General features: G+C 70.8%; 18 protein-coding genes. 17 read left to right on the top strand and 1 reads right to left on the bottom strand.

Annotated elements, in window-relative coordinates; translation table 11 throughout:
- The first annotated feature begins 32 nt into the window (after positions 1 to 32).
- Genes AC3ZJJ_RS11840 through AC3ZJJ_RS11785 form a run of 12 tightly spaced genes read left to right on the top strand, consistent with a single transcriptional unit; the run spans position 33 to position 9,676 of the window.
- Entirely contained in the window at positions 33 to 374 is a 342-nt protein-coding gene (locus AC3ZJJ_RS11840; protein ID WP_489892023.1) for a flagellar basal body rod protein FlgB, read from the top strand.
- Complete coding sequence (locus AC3ZJJ_RS11835; protein ID WP_489892022.1) at positions 374 to 766, top strand: flagellar basal body rod protein FlgC; 393 nt, start codon at positions 374 to 376, stop codon at positions 764 to 766. The genes AC3ZJJ_RS11840 and AC3ZJJ_RS11835 overlap by 1 nt, the downstream gene beginning before the upstream one ends.
- Entirely contained in the window at positions 766 to 1,071 is a 306-nt protein-coding gene (gene fliE, locus AC3ZJJ_RS11830) for a flagellar hook-basal body complex protein FliE (protein ID WP_489892021.1), read from the top strand. Before AC3ZJJ_RS11835 ends, fliE begins: the two co-directional genes overlap by 1 nt.
- The gene (gene fliF, locus AC3ZJJ_RS11825; RefSeq protein ID WP_489892019.1) at positions 1,071 to 2,672 is read left to right on the top strand and encodes a flagellar basal-body MS-ring/collar protein FliF; all 1,602 of its coding nucleotides are present in this window, start codon (positions 1,071 to 1,073) and stop codon (positions 2,670 to 2,672) included. The genes fliE and fliF overlap by 1 nt, the downstream gene beginning before the upstream one ends.
- On the top strand, positions 2,669 to 3,679 hold the full coding sequence (gene fliG / locus AC3ZJJ_RS11820; protein ID WP_489892018.1) for a flagellar motor switch protein FliG: 1,011 nt from the start codon (positions 2,669 to 2,671) through the stop codon (positions 3,677 to 3,679). Before fliF ends, fliG begins: the two co-directional genes overlap by 4 nt.
- Positions 3,672 to 4,289 carry a FliH/SctL family protein gene (locus AC3ZJJ_RS11815; protein WP_489892017.1) on the top strand — a complete coding sequence of 206 codons (618 nt, stop codon included), beginning with the start codon at positions 3,672 to 3,674 and terminating at the stop codon, positions 4,287 to 4,289. The genes fliG and AC3ZJJ_RS11815 overlap by 8 nt, the downstream gene beginning before the upstream one ends.
- The gene (locus AC3ZJJ_RS11810) at positions 4,286 to 5,629 is read left to right on the top strand and encodes a FliI/YscN family ATPase (protein WP_489892016.1); all 1,344 of its coding nucleotides are present in this window, start codon (positions 4,286 to 4,288) and stop codon (positions 5,627 to 5,629) included. The genes AC3ZJJ_RS11815 and AC3ZJJ_RS11810 overlap by 4 nt, the downstream gene beginning before the upstream one ends.
- On the top strand, positions 5,629 to 6,060 hold the full coding sequence (locus tag AC3ZJJ_RS11805; protein WP_489892015.1) for a flagellar FliJ family protein: 432 nt from the start codon (positions 5,629 to 5,631) through the stop codon (positions 6,058 to 6,060). Before AC3ZJJ_RS11810 ends, AC3ZJJ_RS11805 begins: the two co-directional genes overlap by 1 nt.
- Positions 6,057 to 6,782 carry a C40 family peptidase gene (locus tag AC3ZJJ_RS11800; RefSeq protein ID WP_489892014.1) on the top strand — a complete coding sequence of 242 codons (726 nt, stop codon included), beginning with the start codon at positions 6,057 to 6,059 and terminating at the stop codon, positions 6,780 to 6,782. Before AC3ZJJ_RS11805 ends, AC3ZJJ_RS11800 begins: the two co-directional genes overlap by 4 nt.
- Positions 6,779 to 7,996, top strand: a complete 1,218-nt coding sequence (locus tag AC3ZJJ_RS11795; RefSeq protein ID WP_489892013.1) for a flagellar hook-length control protein FliK — start codon at positions 6,779 to 6,781, stop codon at positions 7,994 to 7,996. The genes AC3ZJJ_RS11800 and AC3ZJJ_RS11795 overlap by 4 nt, the downstream gene beginning before the upstream one ends.
- Before the next feature lie 12 nt (positions 7,997 to 8,008).
- Positions 8,009 to 8,446, top strand: coding sequence for a flagellar hook assembly protein FlgD (locus AC3ZJJ_RS11790; protein WP_489892012.1), 438 nt, complete (start codon positions 8,009 to 8,011; stop codon positions 8,444 to 8,446).
- A gap of 60 nt (positions 8,447 to 8,506) precedes the next feature.
- A complete protein-coding gene (locus AC3ZJJ_RS11785) occupies positions 8,507 to 9,676 on the top strand; it encodes a flagellar hook protein FlgE (RefSeq protein ID WP_489892011.1) in 1,170 nt (389 codons plus the stop codon).
- 30 nt (positions 9,677 to 9,706) lie between these two features.
- Here the strand turns inward: AC3ZJJ_RS11785 and AC3ZJJ_RS11780 are convergent, their stop codons facing one another.
- Entirely contained in the window at positions 9,707 to 10,462 is a 756-nt protein-coding gene (locus AC3ZJJ_RS11780; RefSeq protein WP_489892010.1) for an EAL domain-containing protein, read from the bottom strand.
- Between the two features lie 240 nt (positions 10,463 to 10,702).
- On the opposite strand from AC3ZJJ_RS11780, the gene AC3ZJJ_RS11775 reads away from it, so the two are divergent.
- Genes AC3ZJJ_RS11775 through fliN form a run of 5 tightly spaced genes read left to right on the top strand, consistent with a single transcriptional unit; the run spans position 10,703 to position 14,312 of the window.
- Positions 10,703 to 10,963: a flagellar FlbD family protein gene (locus AC3ZJJ_RS11775; protein WP_489892009.1), complete on the top strand. Its 261-nt coding sequence runs from the start codon at positions 10,703 to 10,705 to the stop codon at positions 10,961 to 10,963.
- Entirely contained in the window at positions 10,963 to 11,775 is an 813-nt protein-coding gene (locus AC3ZJJ_RS11770) for a motility protein A (protein WP_489892008.1), read from the top strand. The genes AC3ZJJ_RS11775 and AC3ZJJ_RS11770 overlap by 1 nt, the downstream gene beginning before the upstream one ends.
- Positions 11,772 to 12,581 carry an OmpA/MotB family protein gene (locus AC3ZJJ_RS11765; RefSeq protein WP_489892007.1) on the top strand — a complete coding sequence of 270 codons (810 nt, stop codon included), beginning with the start codon at positions 11,772 to 11,774 and terminating at the stop codon, positions 12,579 to 12,581. The genes AC3ZJJ_RS11770 and AC3ZJJ_RS11765 overlap by 4 nt, the downstream gene beginning before the upstream one ends.
- A 58-nt stretch (positions 12,582 to 12,639) precedes the next feature.
- A complete protein-coding gene (locus AC3ZJJ_RS11760; protein WP_489892006.1) occupies positions 12,640 to 13,563 on the top strand; it encodes a flagellar motor switch protein FliM in 924 nt (307 codons plus the stop codon).
- Positions 13,560 to 14,312 (top strand): flagellar motor switch protein FliN, encoded by a 753-nt coding sequence (fliN, locus tag AC3ZJJ_RS11755; RefSeq protein ID WP_489892005.1) that lies wholly within the window; start codon positions 13,560 to 13,562, stop codon positions 14,310 to 14,312. Before AC3ZJJ_RS11760 ends, fliN begins: the two co-directional genes overlap by 4 nt.
- Position 14,313 lies beyond the last annotated feature (1 nt).

Below are 14,313 nucleotides of genomic sequence, written 5' to 3'. Positions count from 1 at the left end.
GACGGGCACCGGAACCAGCCTGGAGCTTCGTCGTGTTCGAATCCGTGACCTCGATGGCACTTGAGAGTGCCCTCGACGGTTTGGCCATGCGCCAGCGTGCGATCGCCAACAACATTGCCAACGTCAACACACCCGGTTACCAGGCTCGCCGCGTCGCCTTCGAAGGCGCGCTCGCGTCGTCGGTCAAGGACGGAAACGGCCAGGCCGCGGCGAGCGTCTCCAGCTCCCTGGAACCGACGCGGCTCAACGGAAGCAACGTCAACATGGACACCGAGACGCTGTCCAACATCGACACCGTGCTCCGCTACCAGTTCGCCGCCCGCGCCGCCTCGGGCTCGTTCGACGGCGTACGCACCGCGTTGAGGAGCAACTAGTGGCCCTCGACGCAATCGGCATCGCCGGCACCGCCCTGACCGTCCACCGCAAATGGCTTGACTCCGTGGCGGACAACCTCGCCAACATGAACACCGCGACCGCCACCGACGGCGACGCCTTCCGCGCCCGCTATGTGGTGGCCACGGCCGGCCAGGACACGTCTGGCGTGTACGCGTCCGGAACCGAACTGGGGTCCGCGGAGGGCCGCATGGTCTACGAACCCGACCACCCGCTCGCCGACGAAGGCGGCTACGTCCGCTACCCGGACTTCGACATGTCCGAGCAGATGGGCAGCCTGATCATGGCCCAGCGGGGCTACCAGGCCAATGCGGCCGTGGTGGACCGCGCCAAGGAGACCTACCAGGCCGCATTGCAGATCGGACAGAACTAATGGCCTTCACCCTGCCCATCGCCGGCGTCACCGGCCCCAGCCCCACGGGCTACGTGGGCGCCTCCGCGATGCCCACAACGGACGGCACGGCCTTCGCGTCGGCACTGACCGGTGCCGTCGACAACGTCCAGCAGCTCCAGGCAACCTCCAATCAACTGGCCATCCAGGCCGTGACCGGGGACCTGACGGACATCCACGCGGCGACGCTCGCCTCCACGCGCTCCTCGGTGGCACTTGAAATGGTCGCGACCGTCCGCAACCGCGGTGTCGAGGCCTTCAACGAGATCATGAGGATGCAGGCCTGATGGCGAAGGTTCCCGCGCCGCTCGCGAAACTCGGCGAGTCCATCCGCTCCTTCACCGTCGGCCAGCGCACGGTGGCGCTGATCGGCATCGCCGTGCTGGTGCTGGGCGGCTTCGCGCTGGCGACGTTTGTGTCCCAGCCCCGCTATTCGCCCCTTTTCTCGGGGCTCCAGGCGGCCGACGCCAACACCATCGTCGAGCAACTACGCGCCGACGGAATCCCCTACGAACTGACCGGCGGGGGTTCGACCATCCTTGTCCCGGAGGAGAACGTCTACGACGCCCGCCTCAAGGCCGCGGCGGCCGGGCTGCCGTCCACGGGACAGGCCGGGTACTCCCTGCTGGACAATATGGGTGTCACCTCCAGCGAATTCCAGCAGAGCGTCACCTACAAGCGCGCCCTGGAGGGCGAACTCGCCTCCACCATCGCCGCGCTCGACGGCGTCAACACGGCGTCCGTGAAGCTGGCGATTCCCGAGGAAACGGTCTTTGTGGACTCGGTGCAGGAGCCGACGGCGTCCATCTTCATCGAGACGGCGCCCGGCGCGGTGCTGGACAACGACCAGGTCAACTCCGTCGTGCACCTGACCTCTGCCGCCGTCGACGGCATGAAGCCGGAGAACGTGGCGGTCGTGGACGCGGCCGGAACGCTGCTCTCCGCGGTCGGCGCCGGCATCGCCGGCGGCGCAGACCAGCAGGCCACCGACTACGAGCAGCGCATCGCGGCCTCCGTGCAGGGAATGTTGGACCGGGTGGTCGGGCGCGGCAACGCCACCGTCGCCGTCGCGGCGGACATGAGCCTGGAATCCTCCGAGCGCATGGAAGAGTCGTTCACCAATCCGGACGGCACACCCGCCCTGAACGAAACCACCAAGACGGAGGAGTACGAAGGGGCCGGCGGGGCGTCCGCCGGCGTGCTGGGACCGGACAACATCGCAGTGCCCTCCGGGCAGGACGGCGACGGAACGTTCACATCCGAGAGCACCGAGCGCAACAACGCGGTCAACAAGGTCACCGAGAACCGCACGATCCCCTCGGGCACCCTGAACCGCCAGTCGGTCTCGGTGGCCCTCAACGAGACGGCGGCGGGTGGGCTCGACGTCGAACAACTCACCGAAATGGTCTCCAACGCGGCCGGCATCAACGCCGACCGCGGCGACCAGGTCAGCCTTTCCGTGGTCCCGTTCAACGCGGCGGACGCCACGGCCGCCCAGGAGGCGCTCGCCGCGGCGGCCGAGGCGGAAGAGGCCGCGCGGGCCGCAGAGATGATCCGGATGATGATCATCGTCGGGGGGCTGGTGGCGCTGGCGATCATCGGCATCGCGATCTTCCTGTTCAAGCGCCGGAACCGCGAGCGTCGCGAACCGGTGGACCTCGGCGAACTGCGCGAATTCACCAACGACCAGCCTCCCGCCGCGATTGAGCAGCCCACAACCGCCGCGCTGTCGCGCATGGCCGTGCCGGCCCTCGCCGGCGTTGGACCGGGCACGGGCGTGGCCGACGGAGACACGAAGCGTGCCGACCTGGACGCGATGGCCGCAAGCGATCCCGCGCGTATGGCCGAGTACCTGCGCAGCGTGATGGACGACAGGAAATCCGAATGAGTGCCGGTTCGCTGACGGGCACACAGAAGGTCGCGATCGTCCTGATGCAGATGGACCGCGCCAGCGCCGCCGAGGTGATGCGCCAGTTCACGGAGCCCGAGGCCGACGAGATCGCGGCCGAGCTGGTCAGGCTGCGCAGCGTCGATACCGACACGGTCGAGGAAGCGGTCGCCGAAATCCACGAGATGGCGACGTCGGGGCGCAAGAGCGCCCGCGGCGGACGCGACTTCGCGGCGGGGCTCCTGGAGGACTCCTTCGGCGCCGAGCGGGCGTCGACGGTTTTGGACCGTCTGGCCTCCACGCTTGCCGGGAAGTCCTTCGAGTTCCTCGAGTCGGCTGACCCCACCCAGATCGTGGCCCTGCTCGACGGGGAACTGCCGCAGACCGTCGCCCTCGTCGTGGCGCACCTGCGGCCGGACATGGCGTCGGTGGTCCTGGCCGGCTTCGATTCCTCCGTCCGTGCCGAGATCGCCCGCGCCCTCGCCACCATGGGGCCCGCCACGTCCGAGGCCGTGCGCATCGTGGCCGACGCCCTGAAGGCCCGCGTTGGAGTGGTCGTGACGACGCGTTCGCCCGTGGACAAGGTCGGAGGGATCCAGCCGCTGGTGGACATCATCAACCGTGCCGACATCGCGGTCGAAAGGGACCTGCTGGCCCAGCTCGACGTGCGCGACCCGGAGCTGGCCGAGGAGGTGCGCGCCCGGATGCTCACGTTCGAGGACATCGTGAAGTTCGATCGCCGCGACGTGCAGCGTGTGCTGCGCGGGATCGATGCCAGCAGGCTGGCGCTCGCCATGAAGGGCGCCGCGCCGTCGGTCGAGGAGACGATCCGCAACAACATCTCCGAGCGGACGCAGGACATCCTCAACGCGGAGCTCGCCTCCATGGGTCCCGTTCGCCTGTCCCAGGTCGAGGAGGCCCGGGCGGACATCGTTCGGTCGATCCGCGACCTGGAGGCCCGCGGCGAGATCACCCTGCAGCGCGGGGACGAGGAAGTGTATGTCTAGCGCGGGCGCCGGCTTCCGCCCCGCCGTGTTCACGGAGATGGGCGGCGCTTCCACCGAGGCGGGCACGGAATCGTCCGCGTCGCGCGTCCAGGGCTATGCGGCCGGCTATGCCGCCGGACTCCGGGCCGCCGAGGAGCAGTCACGCGCCCTGCGCCAACAGCTGAGCGAGGCGCACGACCGGGCCCAGCTCGAACGGCAGCGGACACTCGACGCCGCGGTGTCCTCGCTCGCCGCCGCCGCGGCCGCCCTGAACAGGCGCACAGCACCGGTCATCGAGGAGGCGCGCGGCACCCTCGCCGACACGGCGTTGGAGCTCGCCGAGGCCGTGCTTGCCACGGAACTCCTGGACACGGCGCACGGCGCCCGGGCCGCCCTGGCCCGCGCCTTGGACGGGATCGACACAAGGTCCGTCCACTCGGTCCGCATGAACGCGGAGGACATCGCGGCCTTGCCGCCCGGTGCCGCCGAGACGTCCGGCGTGCGTGTTGTGGCGGACCCTGCACTGCTGCGCGGCGACGCGATGACGGAGTTCGAAGACGGCTTCCTCGACGCTCGGATCCGCGAGGCGCTGGCGCGCTGCCGGTCCGTCCTCCAGGGGGCGGGGCAATGACCGCCGCACCGGGCGTTCGCCGAAACGTGGGCGCGCTGCGTCCCGAGGGATACTCGCGCGCACTGGCCGCTGCCGCGCCGGCACGCGTCGGCGTGGTGTCCGCAATCGTCGGCCTGAGCGTCGAGGTGGCGGGCCTGCCTTGCCCGATCGGCGCCGTGGTGCGCATCGGCAACAACGAGGTGCCGGCCGAGGTGGTGGCGGCCGACCGCCACCGGATCCGTTGTATGCCGCTGGGCGCCCTGGACGCCGTGGCGGCCGGGGACCACGTCCGCACCGACGGGCGCCCGGCAATGGTGCCGGTGGGGGACGGCCTGATGGGCCGCGTGATCGACGGGCTCGGCCGCCCCATCGACGGCAAGGGCCCGCTCGGCCCCCACGTCCTGGCTCCGCTGGACCAGGAGCCGCCGACGCCGATGGAGCGCACCCGGATCAGGGAGCAGCTGCAACTCGGCGTGCGCGCCATCGACACCATGGCCGCCGTCGGGCGCGGTCAGCGCATTGGACTGTTCGCGGGCTCCGGGGTCGGAAAGTCGTCCCTGCTCTCCATGGTCGCGCGCGGCACGGACGCTGCAGTCAACGTCATCGCCCTCGTGGGGGAGCGTGGGCGCGAGGTGCGCGAGTTCCTCGAGGAGGACCTCGGCCCCGAGGGGATGGCCCGTTCCATCGTGGTGGTCTCCACCTCCGACGAGCCCGCGCGCATGCGCCTCCGCGCGGCCTTCGCGGCCACCCGCATCGCCGAGTTCCACCGCGAACGCGGCGCCGACGTCATGGTGATGATGGACTCGCTGACCCGCGTCGCCATGGCGCAGCGGGAAATCGGCCTGTCCGTGGGAGAACCCCCGGCAACCCGAGGCTACCCGCCGTCGACCTTCTCGCTGCTGGCCAGGCTCCTGGAGCGGGCCGGCACGGACTCGGCCGGCTCCATCACCGGGATCTACACCGTGCTCGTCGACGGCGACGACCACAACGAACCCATCGCGGACTCCGCCCGTTCACTCCTCGACGGGCACATTGTGCTGGACAGGAAACTGGCCGTCGCCGGTCACTTTCCCTCCATCGACGTGCTCGGCAGCGTCTCGCGCGTCGCGTCCCGCGTCACGAGGGGCGGGCAAGCGGCGGCCGCGGCGGGTCTGCGCCGTGTCCTCGCCGCACGGCAGGCCGCCCAGGATCTCTTGGACGTCGGCGCCTACCAGCGCGGGGCCAACCCGCTGGTGGACGCAGCGGTGGACCACGAGGACGCGATCAATGCCTTCCTGCGCCAGCGCCTGGACGACCCGGTCCACTCCAACCGCTCATGGGCCGAGCTCGATACCTTGGCGCGCAGGCTGGGGGCGCTCTGATGGCCCGGCATTTCCGCCTGGCCGGACTGCTGCGCATCCGCGAGCTCCAGGAGGCGCAGGCCGCCGGGAAACTGGCCGCCGCCAACGCCTCACTGCGCGAAGGGGCGGCCCAGAGCGCGCGCGCCCGGGAAGCCGCCGAACAGTCCGCCGACGAGGCGGACAGTGCCGAGGCGCTGATGGCCATCGCCGCCGCTCGTTCCTCGACCAGTAGCTTCCTGCTGGAGCTGGACGGCTTGGTGTCCTCGCTGTCCAACGACGCCGGCGCCGCGACGCGGGAGTACCACCAGGCCCGACGCGGCGCCGTGGTGCTGCAGAAGCTCCAGGACCGCCACTTGGAGACCTTGGCACACGAAGATCTGGCCCGCGAGCAGCACATTCTCGACGAACTGGCGGCACGCGGAGCGGCCCGCACGGAAGGGGAAACACCATGAGCTTCGGAGACACGCTGGGGCGCATTGGGGCAATCCAGGAAACCCTGTCCCGCATCAGCGGCACCGCGACGGCGTCGGCGGGCTCCGTGGCCGGCGCGGCGGCCGGGTCGGTTGCCCCGGCAGCGGCGTCGGCCGCGCAACTCGCCGCGGGAATCGCCGGGCTGCAGGGTGGCACCACGGACACCACTGGATTGTTCAACGAGGCCCTGACGGCGGCGGTCACCCAAAACGCCCCGGCGCCGGCGGTCTCCGCGACGCCTGCGGAGGACGGGAAGGTCGACGGGGCCGACGTCGTGGCGACCGCCAAGGGATACCTAGGGGTGCCGTACGTGTGGGGCGGTAACGATCCTAAGATCGGTCTGGACTGCTCGTCCCTGGTCCAGCACACGTTCCGGGATCTCGGCGTCGAGCTGCCGCGCGTGGCCCGGGACCAGGCGAAGGTCGGCACGGAGGTGCCGTCCCTGGCCGAGGCGCGCCCCGGGGACCTCATCGTGACGCGCGGTGGCGCACACATCGGCATCTACCTCGGCGACAACCGCATGATCCACGCGCCGCGACCGGGGGAGAAGGTGTCCATCCGCGACCTCTTCGAGACGGACGCGGACATCATGACGATCCGGCGCGTCGTGCCCGCCGCCCAAGCGGCCCAAGCCGCGCAGGCCGCCCCCGACGTGGCGGCGCTCGCGCAGCAGCAGCTCGCGTTCGCGGGAGCGTCCCGGTGACCGCCGTCGCGCTCGGCGCGCCGGCGGCCACGGCGTCGGCCCGCGCCACGCCGGGGCACGCCGGAGCACGCGCGGGGGACGACGGCGCCGCCTGCTTTGGCACGGCACTCGCCGCGGCCCTGCCGAGCCCCGGGCGGCCGACGCCGGGCGGAGCGCCGGATCCCGCGGGAGCGGCAGCGCAGGACGGGGAACAGGTCCCCGCCACCCAGACGGGGCATCAGCCGCATGTCGCCGACGCCGGAGTCGCAACCGCCGCGACGGACACGATCCTGGCGGCGGTCCCGGCGGAGGCGCCGGACTTTGTGGCCGAGGAACCGGCAACGGAGGAGGTGGCCGCACCGGCGCTTCCCGGCCTGGCGGAGCCCACCACGGCCGAGCTCCTCCCACCCGGGCAAACGACGGGCGAACCGACCGAGCGGGACGCCGCCGATGGCGGGACGCCTTCGGGACCCGGCGTCGTCGTCGTCATCCCCAATTCCGCGACGCCGGCCGACGGCCAGCCGGTTCCTGCCGCCCGCCCGGCGTCGCCGCCAGCCCATGTCCCGGTCCCTCCAGGAGAGTCCGCGACGCCCGTCGAGGCGGCCGGAACACAAGGTTCGTCCGGGCCCGGAGCTAGCGCGGCGTCCGCTCCCGCCCCGATCCTCGCCGTGGCGCCGGGGGCGGATCGGAGCCACGGAGCGGCACCGGCCGCTCCGCCCGCTCCAGCCGCGGCCCAGCCGGCGTTCGCCTCGTTGCACCGGCAGCTGGCCGGGCCCGTCGCCTCGCTGGTGGCGGCGCCCGACGGCGGCCAGACGATCACGGTCAACGTCGCGCCCGAGGGCGTCGGGCCCGTGACCGTCCGGGCGCAGCTCGGTGCGGACGGCATGCGGGTGGAACTGTCCGCCCCAACGGACGCGGGCCGCGACGCCCTGCGCGGCCTGCTGCCGGACCTGAGGCGCGACCTGGCGGCTGGCGGCGCCGGCAGCCTCACCCTGGCCGCCGGCGACGGCCGGGACCCGGGACGCTCGCCGGGGGGCCACGGAAACCAGGGTGGCGACGGCCTCGCGGGTGGAGACGGGCGCGGTGACGAGACGGGGCGCCGACCGGACTCCGCCGGTCGCCCCACGGGCGGGGGGCCCGAACCCGGGCGATCCGTCCCCGGATGGGACCCGCACGCCCAGACACCCGGGGCCCCGCTCCGAACCGCCAACCAGCAACTCGACGTTTTGGCCTAGGAAGGAAAAATCATGCCAGTCCCCGCGATCGACGTGACGCAGATGGGGTCCACCCAGCAGGCGGCCCGCGTCCCCAAGCAGTCCATGGACGGCGAGGTGTTCCTGCACCTGCTGGTGACCCAGCTGAGCAACCAGGACCCCAGCTCGCCGATGGACACCAACGAGATGATCGCGCAGACGACCCAGCTCGCCTCCATGGAGCGGCTGAACGCGCTCGCCGACACCCAGGCCTCCGTCCTCGATGTCCAGCAGCGCGCGGCCGCGGCCGCTCTCATCGGGAGCACGGCCGAGACGGCGGGGGAGAACCCGGTCAGTGGCATCGTCACCGCCGTCTCGTTCGCCTCCGGCACGCCGACGGTCACCATCGGCGACGTCCAGGTCCCCTATGCCGACATCGTCGGCGTGCGCGCCGCGACGCCGTCCCTCGCGGCGGAAGACGTCCCCGCCTAACATGCACTTCCTGGCACCCGCCACACCCACAACGCTGTTCCGCCGACCGAAAGGCACACCATGCTCCGCTCGCTCTACTCCGGGATCTCGGGCCTCCGCGCCCACCAGACCATGCTCGACACCACGGGCAACAACATCGCCAACGTCAACACCGCCGGCTTCAAGTCCTCCACGACCCAGTTCCAGGACACGCTCTCGCAGCTGACGCAGGGCGCCACCACGCCCCAGGCGGCCAACGGCGGCGGAAACCCGGCGCAGGTGGGCCTCGGCGTCCAGGTCGCCGGGGTCACCACAAACTTCACCCAGGGCTCCGCGCAGAACACGGGCAGGGCATCGGACATGATGGTCAGCGGCGACGGCTTTTTTGTCACCCGGCAGGGCACCCAGAACGTCCTGACCCGGGCCGGTGCCTTCGACTTCGACGGCAACGGGCGCCTCGTCTCGCCCGACGGCGGGATCGTCCAGGGATGGCTCGCCGTCGACGGGGTCCTGCCGACAGGCGGCGCGCTCCAGGACATTTCGCTGGCGCGCGCCGGCGTCGCGCCGGGAGAAGGCACCACCGCGGCAACCGTCGGCGGCAACCTGCCCTCCGACGCGGCCGTCGGGACGTCCCTGGTCCAGGACCGCGAGGTCTTCGCGGCCGACGGAACCAGCCGCACCCTGACGCTGACGTTCACCCGGACCGCCGCAGGCTGGGACGTGGTCGGTAACGACGGCGCGGGCAGCGGCGCCACGTCGCTCGCGTTCACCGACGGGCGCCTGGCGTCCGGTGGGAACATGACCGTCGGCGGGATCCAGGTCAACCTGGGCGCCGTGACCGGCTACGCCGACTTGAAGACGGTGTCCGTCACCGGCCAGAACGGACGGTCCGCCGGGGTGCTCGAGTCCTACACGCTCGGGGCCGACGGAACGCTGACCGGAACCTTCAGCAACGGGACGCAGCGGGCCATCGCCCAGGTTGTCCTGGGGAACGTCAACAACCCCGCTGGCCTGCAGAAGACCGGAGGGTCGGGCTACACGGTCACGGCCAACTCCGGAGCCATCGAGTTCGGGGCGCCCGGCACGGCCGGGATGGGCTCGCTGTCCGGCGGCATGCTGGAGATGTCCAACGTGGACCTCTCCCAGGAGTTCACCAACTTGATCGTGGCCCAGCGCGGCTTCCAGGCCAACGCCCGCATCATCACCACCAGCGACGAGGTCCTGCAGGAACTCGCGAACCTCAAGCGGTAGAGCCGGGACGCCCGGGCGCCGTGACGGTGCCTACGGCGTCCCCCAATCGGCCCATTGCTCCGGCGAGACCGTCGGGGTCCCCAACAGGAAACCCTGGCCCGCGTCGAAGCCGAGGCGGGCGACGGTGGCGCGCTGCTCCTCCGTTTCGATGCCGTGCGCGACCAGCAGCGTGCCCGTTGCCCGCGCGAAGCCCACAAGGGCCGCGCCCAGCGCGTGCCGGGTGGGGTCTTTGTCGATGCCCGCCACGAGTTCCCGTGCGACCTTGACGAAGTCCGGTTTCAGCTCGACGAGATGGCGCAGCGAGGCGTGCCCTGTGCCGAAGTTGTCCACGGCGACGCGGAGGCCCATGTCCCGCAGCGACTTGATCGTCGCGACGAGGGCCGCGTAGTCGTCGATGGGCGTGCCCTGGGTCAGTTCGAGGATGATCCGATCCAGTGAAATGCCGGATTCGCGCAGTATGGGTGCCAGGCGGGTATCCGCCATGGTCTCCGGCGAGAGGTTGATGGACAGGTCAAGGCCCGACGGCAGCCGCCGGCCGGCGTCGAGGGCTTTCTCGATGGCCAGCAGTTCCATGTCGCTGGTGGGCTCCGAATCGGCGGTCCGCGCGAAGAAGCGGCCCGGCGTTGTGCTCGGGAACCGGGTCAGCGCCTCGGCGCCGATGGCCCGGCCGGTGTCCAGGGACCGGATGGGCTGGAACGCGGTGGACATGCGCATGGCCCAGAGGCGGTGGTCGAGACCGGTCGCCTTCCGTGCGCGGTCGCGGTTCCGCGGAAACCCTTCATTCACAGATGCCTCCGGACAATGCGGCTCGGTCGGTGTGGCACGGCGTCGTTACGCGTGGTGTGGACCCTGCCGGGAAGAGAGGTTCGGCGGGGGACCTCCGGGCCTGGTGTGGCGGAGACGTTCATCAAGATACAGCATCGGCGCACCGTCGCCTGTCGCGTCCACGACGCCGGGGAATACCCCCGGCCCGTGCCTAACGGCATGACCGGCGCGGCCGAGAGTGCGGGGTGAAAGGACGGGCCCATGATCGTCGTAACCAGACTGAACAACAGCCGCTTCGCGATCAACCCAGACCTCGTGGAGCGCATCCAGGAGAACCCGGACACCGTGCTGGTCATGGTGAACGGGGCAAAGTACGTGGTGCTCGAGCCCTTGGACGAGGTCGTCGCGCTGATCGCCCGCTATAGGGCCGGCGTTGTGTCCCTGGCGAGGCGCCTGGACGCGCACGCCAGTTTCGAGGACCCGGACAACGGGACCCTGCCACTTCGACCGAGGACGCACTAATGGATCCAGCGACACTGATCGGCATCGCGCTGGCGTTCGGCGCCATGTTCACGATGCTGACCATGGAGGGCGCAAGCCCCAGTTCCATCCTGTTGCCGGCCCCCATGATCCTGGTGTTCTTCGGGACCATCGCCGTCGGCCTTGCCAGCGGGACCATCTCCGACGCGCTGGTGGCTGTGAAAGCCCTGCCCGGTGCCTTCAAGGGCAAGATCGCCTCCGCCAAGGAATTGATCGCGCAGATGGTCTCCATCGCCGAGGTTGCGCGCAGCGAGGGTCTCCTGGCCATGGAAGCGCAGGCACAGGAGGCGAAGGACCCCTTCCTCCAACGCGCCCTCCAGAGTCTGGCGGACGGCGTCGACGGCGAGGACCTGCGCGTGCAGCTCGAGGACGACATCGCCACCAAGGAGCGCACCGATGCCATCGGGTACAAGTTCTTCGCGTCCATGGGCGGCTTCGCGCCGACCGTGGGCATCATCGGCACCGTCGTCTCCCTGACCCACGTGCTTGAAAACCTCTCCAAGCCGGACGAGCTGGGCCATATGATCGCCGCGGCCTTCGTCGCCACCCTGTGGGGCCTGGTGTCCGCGAACTTCATGTGGCTTCCCATCGGAGCCCGCATGCGCCGCATCTCCGAGCTTGAGGTGGACCGAATGACGCTGGTCATGGAGGCCATCCTCGCCATCCAGTCGGGAAGCCAGCCGCTGGTGCTCGGCGAACGGCTCCGCGCCATGGTGCCCGCGCACGAGTTGAAGGACAAGAGGGGCGGCGATTCGGCCGACTCGGCACTGCCGCGCCTGAAGGACGCCGCGTGAGCCGGAGCCGGCGGCGCAAGAAGGTTGCCGAGGAACACGGCGGCGAGGAGCGCTGGATGGCCTCCTACATGGACATGGTGACCGTGCTGATGTGCCTGTTCATCGTCCTGTACGCGATGTCCACCGTGGACCAGGCCAAGTTCGAGAAGCTCAAGACCTCGCTCGCCACCGGATTCGGCGTCGAGGCGTCGCAGACGGTGGACACCGCCGAAGGTCTGATTGTGCGCCCGCAGGACGTGGACAAGGAGGGTACCCTGGCGGAGTTCGACGGCGAGGCCCAGAAACCGGAGGAGCTGATGGAACTGGCCGAGGAAGAGCAGGCGGAATTGGGCGCCCTTCGGCAAGAGATCCAGTCCCGGCTGGAGCGTGCGGGTCACGGCGACGCCGCGGCCTTCGCCATCACGGAGCGGGGACTGACGATCAGGCTGGTCAGCGCCGAGACGTTCTTCAGACCCAACAGCGCTGACCTCACAGGCAACGCCCGCGAGATCCTGATGGCCATCGCCCCCGTCCTGGCCCCCACCGACAGGGCATTCGAGGTGGAAGGCTTCGCGGACGTCCGCAAGCCGGCGGAGCCGTATCCCACCAATTGGGAGCTCTCCGCCAGCCGCGCCACGCAGGTCCTCCGGTCACTCGTGGAGGACGGCGGTGTCCCGGGGGAAAGGATCGCCTCCGTCGGCTACGGGGACGCGCGCCCCGTGCCCAACAACACCGACCTCTCGCTCAACCGGCGCGTGGACGTCGTGGTGCTGTCCGGTGAGACGGACAAGGTTCGGGAGCTGCTGCCCGCCGCGGCCAAGTCCTGACGGAAAAGGCCGCCGCAAACTGCTAACGGCGCCGCCAAGCCGTCCGATAGTCCGCCCCGTGACAGTACCGTCCGTGGGGCTCCCCAACATAGGGGCGGCCACAGCCACGCCCCCTCAGCCCCGTGCCGCGATGGCCTACGACTTCCGCCGGCCCACCACGCTGGCCCGCGAACACGCACGCATCCTGGAGCTCGCCTTCGAGACGTTCGCCCGGCAGTGGGGGACACAGCTCACCGCCAAGGTCAGGGTCATGTCCCAGGTTGCCCTGGAGCGCGTAGCGATGCAGACCTACGACGAGTACGTGGCCTCACTGCCCGCGACGACGGCGATGGTGGTGTGCGAGGTCGAAGGCATCACGGCCAAGACCGTCGTCCAGTTTCCGGCGTCGGCGGCCCTGAACTGGGTGTCGCACATGTTGGGAAGCCCCGGGCCCACCGACGTGCCGGACCGCAAGTTCACGCGCATCGAGCAGACCCTCCTGCGCGGGCTGATGGACGAGGCGCTCGAGGACCTGCGCTACTCCATGGGGGCGCTGCTGGAGGCGCCAATGCAGGTCGAGGCGATGCACTACAGCGCCCAGGCGGCACAAGCGGCGGCCAAGTCCGATCTGGTCATCGTCGCCGCGTTCGCCATCAGGGTGGGCGAACGCACCGTCACGGCAAGCCTCGCGCTTCCGGCCGACGCCGTGATGCCGCAACTGGGCGACCTGAGCGCCGCCGTCGCGCCGCAGGACGCGGCCGACATGGTGCGCGCCCATGTCGTGAGCATCCCCATCGACGTCTCGCTGGCCCTCGCCCCGACCATCATCACGCCCCGCGCCGTGCTCAACCTCGCCGTCGGCGACGTGCTGGCACTGGCGCATCCCACGCACCGACCGTTCGATCTGGCCGTCGAGGGCCGCAGGCTGGGCCAGGCCGCCGCCGGCACCCGCGGCGGCCGACTGGCAGCGGTCGTCGTTTCCACCGAGGAGAATCCCGCATGAACACCCCCCACTCCGCCCAGCCGGTACTTCACTCGACGGCGCTGTACGCCGCCGCGGCCGAGGCCTTGGCGGCGGTTCTCCCCACCGCGGCCCCGATCACCGTGCGGCTCCACGCCGGGGCCCGGGACTCCGCGCGGCTGCAGGATCCGCGCGGGAGGGCCGCGGCGTCGTTCGTGGGACAACTGTCGGCCGACGTAGCCGTGCAGGTCGACGGCACACTGCTGGGGGAGGCCGGGGGGCTCGAGGCCAGCCTGGTCTCCGTCTCGGACGTCCTGCGCCCCTCGCTGGAGGCGGCCACGGCCGTGCTCGGCATCGGCGTGCTGTCCGCCGCCGCGCCCGAGGCCGCCGACGCCCTCCTGGCGGACGGTGAAACCGTGCTCTTCGAGCTGGAGTCCGTCGGCGGTCTGGTGGGCTGGTTCGCAATGCGCATCAGGGATCACGGCGGCGCGGTGGGAGCCGGCGCCCCGGCCGCGGTGATTGCCGCGGACGACGCCGCCGCGTCGCGCCTCGGCCGCATCAACAACGTCGAAATGTCGTTGACCGTCGAGATCGGCAGGACCCGCATGTCCGTCCGCGAGCTGCTGAACCTGGAACCCGGGGCCGTCGTCGAACTCGACCGCTCCGCGGGCGCCCCGGCCGACGTCCTCCTGAACGGCCGGGTCATCGCACACGGAGAGGTCGTGGTGATGGACCAGGACTACGGGGTGCGGATCACGAAGATCCTCGATGTTTCCGAAGGCCTCGGCTAGC

The sequence above is a fragment of the Arthrobacter sp. AOP29-A2-19 genome, from assembly GCF_058138025.1.
The sequence above is the reverse complement of the archived record's forward strand: the minus strand, read 5'-3'. Positions and strand labels throughout refer to the sequence as shown.